Origin of the sequence: Streptomyces sp. NRRL S-495, assembly GCF_000966955.1 — a bacterium.
Classification (GTDB): Bacteria; Actinomycetota; Actinomycetes; order Streptomycetales; family Streptomycetaceae; genus Kitasatospora; species Kitasatospora purpeofusca.
Genome location: NZ_JZWY01000847.1, coordinates 1 through 10543, shown reverse-complemented (window position 1 = coordinate 10543; position 10543 = coordinate 1). Strand labels below are relative to the sequence as shown.

Sequence of the window (10543 nt, the reverse complement as noted above, 5' to 3'; positions counted from 1 at the left end):
GCCCGCGGGCCGGTCGGGCTCGCCGGAACGGGTGACCGGCGGCGGTGTGTCCCCCGGGTCGGGCGGCGGGCCGGGGTGGGGTGGGTATAGGTGGCAGCCCGGGCGAGCGCCGTGCCCGTCGGGGACCGCCAACGGAAGGGACCGTCCTCATGACCCACGCACCCACCAGGGCGCAGAGCGTCGACGAGGTCGTCGAGCGGATGCGGGAGATCGGGGCGCGGCTCGACCCCGGGGACGGGATCGCGTGCTTCAACCGGATGCACCTGCGGGTGGCCGCGCTGGTGGAGCGGCGGATCGCCGCCGGCGAGGTCCGGGACCCGGCGTTCGTCGAGCGGCTCGGGGTCCTGCTCGCCAACCAGTACTTCGATGTGCTGGACGCCGCCGGGGCGGGTCGGGCGGTCGGCGACGCCTGGCAGCCGCTGGTCGACGCGCGGGACGACCGGAGGGTGTGGCCGGTGCAGTTCGCCTTCGCCGGGACCAACGCCCACCTCTGCCACGACCTGCCGCTCGCCGTCGTCGAGACCTGCATCGAGCGCCGGACCACGCCCGACACCCCGCCGGTGCACGAGGACTACGTCCTGGTCGGCGAGCTGCTGGTGCGGGCCGAGGCCGAGGAGCGGGCCGGGTTCGAGCAGCGGATCGCCGGGGCCGCCGCCGGGGCGGCCGAGCCGCTGCGCCACCTGGTGGGGGCGTTCTCGACCGCCCGGGCCAGGGAGGCCGCCTGGGCCGCCACCCTGTCGCTCTGGCAGCAGCGCAACATCCGGCCGCTGTTCGACGCCACCCTCGCCGCCGTCACGGCGGGCACCGCGCTGGCCGGGCGGATGCTGGTCACCCCGATCCCGGTGGCGGCCCCGGAGACCGTGTCGGAGCCCGTGCCGGAGTCCGTACCGGAGTCGGCTGCGGAGTCGGCTCCGGGCCCGGTCCGGGAGGAGTGAGGCGGGTCCGGTCGGCGGATCCCGGCGGGCGGGCGGTGCGGGCCCGGGGTGGAGTGGTGGGTGATCCGACCCGTCGAAGGACCTGGAAAGGCCGCCGATGTCCTCCTCGCCCGCCCGGTACACCGATCTGACCGCCATGGTGATCAACTGCACCCTCAAGCGCTCGCCCGAGCGCAGCCACACCCAGGGGCTGATCGACGTCAGCACCGGGATCCTGGAGCGCCAGGGCGTGCGGGTGGACGAGGTCCGCGCGGTCGACCACGACCTCGCCACCGGGGTCTGGCCGGACATGACCGAGCACGGCTGGGAGACCGACGACTGGCCGGTGCTCTACAGCCGGGTGATGGCCGCCGACATCCTGGTGCTGGCCGGGCCGGTCTGGCTGGGCGACAACTCCTCGGTGATGAAGCAGGTGATCGAGCGGCTGTACTCCTGCTCGTCGATCCTCAACGAGCACGGCCAGTACGCGTACTACGGCCGGGTCGGCGGCTGCCTGATCACCGGGAACGAGGACGGCGCGAAGCACTGCGCGATGAACGTGCTGTACAGCCTCCAGCACCTGGGGTACGTGGTCCCGCCGCAGGCCGACGCGGGGTGGGTGGGGGAGGCCGGGCCGGGGCCGTCGTACCTGGACGCGGGTTCGGGCGGGCCGGAGAACGACTTCACCAACCGCAACGCCACCTTCATGACCTGGAACCTGCTGCACCTCGCGCGGATGATCAAGGACGCGGGCGGGATCCCGGTCCACGGCAACCAGCGGTCCGAGTGGGACGCGGGCTGCCGCTTCGACTTCGAGAACCCCGAGCACCGCTGAGGCGGTCCGCCACCGCCGAGGCGGTCCTCCGGCTACGCACCACCCTTCACCAGCGGCCCCGCCACCCGGCGGGGCCGCTCTGCCGTGGGCGCCGGCCCGAACCGATCATCGGATGCGCTGCTTCAAACGCAACACACGTGAACGTTCACCCTTTCGAGTGCACAGGATCATGCGAAGCGGCTCAGATCGTTCCGCCCCGCCTACGGTTGGGCAGCAAGTGAGACGGGGCCCCGCCGCATGGGGAGATCCCCTCTTCTGGACGAGGCGACGGCCCGTCATGACGTGTCCCCCCTTCACAGAGGAAGGTTCTCCCATGCCCGTGGCCACGAGCAGCGAGACACCGCAGACGTCGCAGCATCCGCACTCCGGCCGCAGGGCGGCGGTGCGGTCATGAGCGGGACGGCGCTGGAGCAGATCCTCCGCGGACCGAGCGGACTCGGCACCTCGGCACTGAGTTTGACGCCACGTCAACTTCCGTCCACGGCAGACGCGGTGGCCGACACGGATGGCGCGGACGGCGCGGCGCGGGGCAAGCCGGCGAGCGGGGACCCGATCCCGGGACTGTACTTCCACCCGGTGGGCGAGCCGGACGCGGAGCGGGTCGCGGAGGTGAGCCGGCGGATCAAGCTGTGGGCCGAGGAGGAGGTGCAGCTCTACCCGCCGGACTATGCGGAGGAGTTCGACGGCTTCTCGGTCAGCCGCTACATGGTCGGCTGCCACCCCGACGCGCCCAGCGTCGACCACGTCATGATCGCCACCCGGCTGATGGTCGCCGAGAACGCCGTCGACGACTACTACTGCGAGGACCACGGCGGTTCGCCGGTCGGCCTCGGCAGTCGGCTGCTGCTCGCCCACACCGCGCTCGACCCGGTGCACACCACCGCCGAGTACCAGGGCGCCTGGGCGGAGTCCCTGGCGGCGGACGCGCCCCGGCGCGCCTACCGCTCGGCGATGGACCACTTCGACCGCAGCGCCACCGCCGCCCAGTCGGACCGGTTCCGGCACGACATGGCGCGGCTGCACCTCGGCTACCTCGCCGAGGGCGCCTGGGCCCAGGAGGACCATGTGCCGGAGGTGTGGGAGTACCTGGCGATGCGCCAGTTCAACAACTTCCGCCCCTGCCCGACCATCACGGACACCGTCGGCGGCTACGAGCTGCCCGCCGACCTGCACGCCCGCCCCGCCATGCAGCGGGTCATCGCGCTCGCCTCGAACGCCACCACCATCGTGAACGACCTGTACTCGTACACCAAGGAGCTGTCCAGCCCGGGCACCCACCTGAACCTGCCGGTGGTGATCTCCGAGCGCGAGGGGGTCAGCGACCGCGACGGCTACCTCAAGGCCGTCGAGGTGCACAACGAGCTCATGCACGCCTTCGAGGCGGAGGCGGCCGCACTCGCCGCCACCTGCCCCGTCCCGGTGGTGGTGCGCTTCCTGCGCGGCGTCGCCGCCTGGGTCGACGGCAACCACAACTGGCATCAGACCAACACTTTCCGTTACAGCCTGCCCGACTTCTGGTAACCAAGGAGCTGAACCGTGTCCGTCACCGACACCACCCCCGTGAACCGCACCGCCGTCCCCGGGCCGGCCACCCCGTACCAGGGCGACATCGCCCGCTACTGGGACCACGAGGCCCGGCCGGTGAACCTCCGCCTCGGCGATGTCGACGGCCTCTACCACCACCACTACGGCATCGGCGCGGTCGACCAGGCCGCGCTGGGCGCGCCGGACGACAGCGAGCGCGAGAAGAAGCTGGTCGCCGAGCTGCACCGACTGGAGTCCGCACAGACCGACGTGCTGCTGGACAACCTCGGTGACATCGGCCCCGAGCACACCCTGGTCGACGCGGGGTGCGGCCGCGGCGGCTCGATGGTGATGGCCCACCAGCGCTTCGGCTGCAAGGTCGAGGGTGTCACCCTGTCCGCCAAGCAGGCCGAGTTCGGCAACCGGCGGGCCAAGGAGCTGGGCATCGACGGCTCGGTGCGCGCCCAGGTCCGCAACATGCTGGACATGCCGTTCGACACCGGCAGCGTCCGGGCGTCCTGGAACAACGAGTCCAGCATGTACGTCGACCTGGAGGACCTGCTCGGCGAGCACTCCCGGATCCTGTCGGTCGGCGGCCGTTACGTCACCATCACCGGCTGCTGGAACCCGACCTACGGCCAGCCCTCGAAGTGGGTCTCCCAGATCAACGCCCACTTCGAGTGCAACATCCACTCCCGCCGCGAGTACTTCAAGGCGATGGCCGACAACCGCCTGGTACCGAACGCGGTCATCGACCTCACCGCGGCCACCCTCCCGTACTGGGAGCTGCGCGCCACCGTGCCGTCGCTGGTGACCGGCATCGAGGAGGCGTTCATCAACTCCTACAAGGACGGCTCCTTCCAGTACCTGCTGATCGCCGCCGACCGGGTCTGATCCCGCGTCGCCGCACGGCGAGGACCCGGCCCGGCCGCACGGCGGCGGGCCGGGTCCCGTGCGTTGGGGGGCGGGTCCTGTGCCTCCGGGGGCGGGCCGGGAGTGCGGGCGCGTCCGGGGAGGGCCGGGGGGTGTCCGGGCACAGGGCTGGTCGACGGGATGTCGGAGGCGCGTGATATGCAGTGCATCCGAGTGGCCACTGCGAGGCCATACGAACGAAACCGCTGACCGTCCCGGTCGACGAGGTCTCAGGGGGGCCGCACCATGTCCTTTTTCCGACGCCGATCCGCCGATGACGCCCCGGCGGGTCCGGCCGGCCGTCGGAGCCGCGGCCTCGGGCGGAAGGCGCCGCGCGGCCTCACCCCGGTGCTCGACCTCTCGCACGGCGACGAGGAGCTGCGCCGGCTGCGCGCCCTCGCCGAGGCCGGCGACTGGAACGCGCTCGGCTCCGTCCTCACCGAGATCGACGACGCTGCCGAGCTGACCTGGCTGCTCCACCGGCTCGGCTCCGTCGAGGGCACCGAGCGCTGGCTGGCCGGCACCGTCGCCGAGCGCCCCGAGGACACCCTGCTACTGCTGTTCTCCGGCGCCCGGCAGATCGCCTGGGCCTGGGAGGCCCGCACCGGCCAGCGCGCCCAGCAGGTCACCGAGGAGCAGTGGCAGCTCTTCCGCGAGCGGCTCGGCACCGCCGAGGAACAGCTGCTGGAGGTTGCCGAGCGCGAACCGTCCTGGCTCGCCCCCTGGTTCTTCCTGCAGATCGGCGCCCGCGGCGCCTCGCTCGGCCGCGGCATCGCCACCGCGCGCTTCGACGCCGCGCTGCGCCGCGACCCCGAGCACCTCGCCTCCCACCAGCAGCGGCTGCAGCAGCTCTGCGCCAAGTGGGGAGGCTCGCACGAGGAGATGCACGCCTTCGCCCGCCGGGCGATGCTCGACGCCCCCGAGGGCAGTCCGCTCGGCGAGATCGTCGCCCTCGCGCACCTGGAGCACTGGCTCGACCTGCCCGGCGGCGAGGACCACGCCTATCTGACCGGCCCGACCGTCCGCGCCGCGCTGCGCGAGGCGACGCTGCGCTCCGTGCTGCACCCCGCCTACCGGCGCCGGCGCGACTGGCGGGCCACCCACAACGTCTTCGCGATGGTCCTCTCGCTCGCCGACGAGCGCGAGCTCGCCCACGCGGTGTTCGCCACCCTCGACGACGTCGTCACCGACTGGCCCTGGTACTACCTGGGCGGCGACGAGGCCGAGAACTTCCGCACCCACCGCGACCGCTGCGCACCTTAGGGGCCCGGGTCTCCCGGTCCCGCGACGCCCGGCCCCGCGACCCCGGCCGCGGCTGCCGCCGCCGGGAGCCGTCGTGCCGCCCCTCCCCATGCCCGAACCGCCCTTGCGATCGAAAGAGCCACCGGTGTCCCCATCCGAGAACCCGACGAGCGCGCACACCTTCCAGGTCGACCTGCGCGGCCTGGTCGACCTGCTCTCCCACCACCTCTACTCCAGCCCCCGCGTCTACCTGCGCGAACTCCTGCAGAACGCGGTCGACGCCATCTCCGCCCGGCAGGCCCTCGACCCGTCGGCGCCCGCCGCGATCACCGTCCGCACCGACCACGGGCTGACCGTCACGGACACCGGCATCGGCCTGACCGAGCAGGACGTCCACACCTTCCTCGCCACCATCGGCCGCAGCTCCAAGCGCGACGCCGAGGGCCGCCTCGACGGTGACGGACTCGCCCGCGCCCGGGGCGACTTCATCGGCCAGTTCGGCATCGGCCTGCTGGCCTGCTTCGTCGTCGCCGACGAGATCACCGTCGTCACCCGCTCCGCCGCCACCCCCGACGCCCCCGTCATCGAGTGGCGCGGCGGCTCGGACGGCCGCTACACCATCCGCACCCTGCCGGCCGAGGCCAAGCCCGAGCCGGGCACCACCGTCCGGCTCGCCCCGCGCGCCGACGCCGCCGAGTGGACCCGCACCGACCGGGTGATCTCCCTCGCCCGCGACTTCGGCAGCCTGCTGCGCCACGAGGTCACCGTGGTCGACGGCCGGGGCGAGACCACCCGGGTCAACCACACCCCGCCGTGGGCGGACCGGCACGGCTCCCCGCTGGCCCGCCGCGAGGCGCTGGCCGCGTACTGCCGCTCGACCTTCGACTTCACCCCGCTCGACACCATCGAGCTGGACCTGCCGCTGGTCGGCCTGCGCGGTGTCGCCTATGTGCTGCCCGACGCCGTCCCGCCGTCCCGCCGGGCCGGCCACCGGGTCCACCTCAAGGGCATGCTGCTCTCCGACCACGCCGACGAACTCCTGCCCGACTGGGCGTTCTTCGTCCGCTGTGTGGTCGACACCGACGGCCTGCGGCCCACCGCCTCCCGCGAGGGCTTGTACGCCGACGAGATGCTCGCCGCCGTCCGTGACGCGCTCGGCACCCGGATCCGCGACTGGCTCACCGGCCTGTCCGCCAGCGACCCGGCGCTGCTGCACCGGTTCATCTCGGTGCACCACCTGGCCGTCAAGGAACTCGCCCGCTACGACGACGAGTTGCTGCGGATGCTGCTGCCCTGGCTGCCGTTCGAGACCACCGACGGCAATGTCACCCTGGACGAGTTCGCCCGCACCCACCCGGTGGTCCTGGTCACCCGCACCGTCGAGGAGTTCCGCCAGGTCGCCCCGATCGCCGGTGCCGCCGGGCTCGGCGTCGTCAACGGCGGCTACACCTACGACCGCGACCTCGTGCACCGGCTGCCCGAGATCCGGCCCGGCACCTCCGTCGCCGACCTCGACCCCAGCACCGTCACCGCGCACCTGGACACCGTCGACCCGGCCGCCGAACTCGCCGCCTCGGCCTTCCTCGCGGTGGCCCGCGAGGTGGTCGGCCGGTTCGACTGCGACGTCGCCCTGCGCAGCTTCCACCCGACCAGCGCGCCCGCCCTGCTGCTCGACAACCGGGAGGCCAGGCACGAGCGCGGCCGCGCCCAACTCGCCGAGGAGGCCGACGGGTTGTGGGCCGACATCCTCGGCTCGCTGCGGGCCGAGGTGCCCCGGGCCCAGCTGGTCCTCAACCACCTCAACCCGCTGGTGCGCCGGGCCGCCTCGATCGTGGACCGCGAACTCGCCGTCACCGCCGTCGAGACGCTCTACGGGCAGGCCGTGCTGCTCACCCGCCGGCCGCTCACCTCCAGCGAGAGCGCCCTGCTCAACCGCTCGTTCATCAGCCTGCTGGACCACGCGATGCTCGGCCACGAGGCCGCCGGCCGGTCCGGCGGGTCCGGCGGGGGCGCGCAGGACCGGCAGGACCCGCACGGCCCGCAGAAGGAGGCGTGATGCTGGACACCATCGACGCGGTGATGGCCGCGCTGCGCGACAACGACGCCCGCCCCTACGGCCGGCAGCGGACCGTCACCGCCGAGGAACTCGTCGACGCCGCCGACCAGTTCGAGGACACCGGGCTGCGCGCCATGGCCCTCCTCGAACTCATGGAGGCCTACGAGTACGACGGCGAGCGGAGCAAGGCCCCGGTCGTCTTCGCCCGCGTCCTCAGGCTCTGGGACACCGACCCGGACAGCTTCGGCGAGTGGGCGACGCAGCAGGTGTTCTGGCGCTTCAAGTGGGTCGCCACCTCGCTGCTCGGCACCCCCGACGTGCCGCTCGCCTCGGTCCGCCGCTGGCACGGCGAGATGCGCGACCGCTACCGCGCCGCCGGCCACGGCCTCCAGCCCTACTACGCCCAGCGCTTCCACCTCGCCGCCCACATCGGCGAGGACGTCCAGGATGCCTACGAGCTGTGGGCCGCCCGGCCGCGCACCGAGCTGAGCGACTGCCACGCCTGCGAGGTCCGCGCCGCGGCCTCCCATCTGGTGCGCCAGGGCGACGACGCGGCCGCGCTGGAAGCCTGGCGGCCGGTGCTCAGCGGTGAGAGCACCTGCGCCGAGGAGCCCCATGTCAGCCACGCCCAGGCGCTGCTCCCGCTGCTGCGCCAGGGCCGACTGGACGAGGCCCGCTCCAGCCACCTGGTCGGCTACCGCTTCGCCCGCGGCAAGAGCGGGCTGGTCCGCTCGGTCGGCCAGCACATCGAGTTCTGCGCGCTGTCCGGCAACGAGCCGCGCGGGCTGGAGATCCTCGCCGAGAACCGCGACCTGTTCGGCGTCACCGGCGACCCGAGCGGCCGGCTGGACTTCCTCACCGGCGTCGAGGTGCTGATCGCCGGCCTGGCCCGGGCCGGCCACGGCGCACTCACCGTCAGCGGCCCGCCCGGCGCGAGCTGGACCGTCGACACCCTGCTCGCCCATCTGCGCACCGAGGCCGACGCCCTGGCCGCCCGCTTCGACGCCCGCAACGGCACCGCGGCGGTGGGCTCCCGCCGCCGCGACCGGCTCGCCCGCCGGCCGCTGCTCGCCGAGCCGCTGGCGCTGGGCGTGCGGGCCTCGGCCGCGCCGGAACTGGCCGCCGTCCCGGTGGTGCCGGCGGTGCCGGTCCGGGAGGCCGAGCCGGAGCCGGAGGACTTCGCCGCGCTGGTGCTCCGCGCCCGCGAGCTGCAACTGCTCGGGCACCCCGACGCGGACCGGCTCTGGCGGCGGATCGACGAGCGGTTCACCGCCGAGGGCGAGGCCGCGGTCACGGGTGCGGCCGATGCGGACGACCGGGTGGGTACGGCCGGGCAGCTGCGCGCCGAACTCGCCGAGCGGCGGGCGCACGCGGCACTCGACCGGGAGGACTGGAAGGAGGGCGCCGCCGAACTGCGGGGCGCCGGCGACCTCTTCGAGCGGGAGGGGCTGGCCGGGCGGGCCCTGGCGGCCCGGACCCGGGCCCTGGTCGCCGTCCTCGTCGGGGACGGCTCGGAGGGTGGTTCGGACGACGGGGACGGGGGCGACTCCGGGGACGGCTCCGAGTCCGGGGGCGCCGACGCCGCCGGGACCGCGCGGGCCGTCGACTGGGCGGCCCTGGACGCCGCACTGGCCCGGGCCGAGGAACTGGCCGCCGCCCCCGGCGGCCCCGCCCTCGCCGACGACGACTACCTGGTCGTCCTCCAGTGCCGCGCCTACGCCGCGCACCACGAACTCGTCCTGGCGCTGCCCGAGCCGCCCGAGGAGCCGCCCGCCGAGCAGGCCGGGCGCTTCGCCCGCACCGTCACCGCCTACCGCGAGGCCGCGGCCGCCCGGGGCTCCGTGCGCCGGCTGACGGTGGCCCGCCAGTACGCCGCCGACGTCGCCGCCCGGCAGGGCCGGATCGCCGAGGCGGCCGAGGAACTGCGCACCGTCATAGCCGAGTTGGAGCAGGCCGGGCAGCCCTGGCACACGCCCCGCGCGTACGGCCTGCTGGGGCAGGCGCTGCTGCAGAACGGCGAGCAGGCCGAGGCTGTGGAGGTGCTCCACCGGGCCCTGGCCGCGGCCGCCCGCTGGGCCGACGAGTCCTACCCGTTCGCCGCCACCTATCTGATGGCCGGGCACGCCAGCGCCCACCTCGGGGACACCGGTGCCGCGATCCGGGCGCTCTCCGAGGCCGCCGGACGCTTCGACCGCAAGGGCCCGGCGGCCGCCGGGGACGCGGCCAGGACCAGGCTGCAGCTCGCCGACCTGCTGAGCTCCGCCGACCGGACCGCCGACGCGGTGGCCGTCCTGGAGTCGGTGCTGGCCGACGCGGCCGCCGCCGGACCGGACGACCGGCTGTTCGCCCAGGCCAGGCTGGACCTCGCACGCGGCCTGTACACCCTGGACGAGTACCGGGACGCCGCCGAGGAGTACCTGCGGCTGGCCACCCTCCTGGAGGGCTGGACCGAGGACCTGCACCTGCGCACCATGGTCGCCGCCGAGGCGGCCGTCGCGCTCGCCCTCGCCGACCGCTGGGAGGCCGCGCACGCGGCCAGGTCCCGGGCGCTCGCCGCGCAGGAGCAGTGGCCGCAGACCGGTCCGGTCTCCGCGATGCTGCGGCAGTTCGCCCGGCTCCTCGTGCAGCGGGAGGGGGCGGACGGGCTGGAGCAGGCCCTGGCCCGGCTGGCCGAGGCGGACGCCGTGCGCGAGCGGGCCGAGCGGGCGGAGCCCGAGGCCGACGCCTGGTACCTGCGGGCGTCCGTCCACTACGAGCGGGCCCGCGCCTACGCGGTGGCGGACCGCTACGAGGAGGCGCTGACCGAGGCGGACCTCGCGATCACCGCCTACGAGGCGGGCGGCGAGCGGGCCGAGACCCCGCGCGCCGAGGCCGTCCGGCTGGCCGCCCTGATCGAGGGCACCGACCTCGGCCGGACGGCGGCGGCCCGGGAGCGGCTCGCCGCCGCCGTCGAGCGCTGCCGCGGGTACGGGCTGGAGGAGGCCGCCGAGATCCTGGCGGACCTGCGCGAGCGGCTCGCGGACTGACGGCGGGCCGGAGCGACGGCGGGTGGGGCGGGCC

At 74.4% G+C, this 10543-nt stretch carries 6 protein-coding genes and 1 pseudogene; all 7 read left to right on the top strand.

Translation table 11 applies throughout. From position 1 onward, the window contains the following. Positions 1-149: 149 nt before the first annotated feature. Positions 150-935, top strand: a complete 786-nt coding sequence (locus tag VR45_RS34825; protein ID WP_045943915.1) for a DUF5995 family protein — start codon at positions 150-152, stop codon at positions 933-935. Between the two features lie 97 nt (positions 936-1032). Continuing rightward, the gene (locus VR45_RS34820; protein WP_045943914.1) at positions 1033-1749 is read left to right on the top strand and encodes a flavodoxin family protein; all 717 of its coding nucleotides are present in this window, start codon (positions 1033-1035) and stop codon (positions 1747-1749) included. 396 nt (positions 1750-2145) lie between these two features. Then, positions 2146-3270 (top strand): annotated as a pseudogene (locus tag VR45_RS34815) (family 2 encapsulin nanocompartment cargo protein terpene cyclase); the annotation flags it as partial. A gap of 15 nt (positions 3271-3285) precedes the next feature. After that, the gene (locus tag VR45_RS34810) at positions 3286-4167 is read left to right on the top strand and encodes a geranyl diphosphate 2-C-methyltransferase (protein WP_045943913.1); all 882 of its coding nucleotides are present in this window, start codon (positions 3286-3288) and stop codon (positions 4165-4167) included. Positions 4168-4431: 264 nt separating this feature from the next. Then, positions 4432-5448 (top strand): hypothetical protein, encoded by a 1017-nt coding sequence (locus VR45_RS34805; protein WP_159394462.1) that lies wholly within the window; start codon positions 4432-4434, stop codon positions 5446-5448. Between the two features lie 88 nt (positions 5449-5536). After that, positions 5537-7483, top strand: a complete 1947-nt coding sequence (locus VR45_RS34800) for an HSP90 family protein (protein ID WP_045943911.1) — start codon at positions 5537-5539, stop codon at positions 7481-7483. After that, positions 7483-10509, top strand: coding sequence for a hypothetical protein (locus VR45_RS34795; protein WP_045943910.1), 3027 nt, complete (start codon positions 7483-7485; stop codon positions 10507-10509). Before VR45_RS34800 ends, VR45_RS34795 begins: the two co-directional genes overlap by 1 nt. Positions 10510-10543 lie beyond the last annotated feature (34 nt).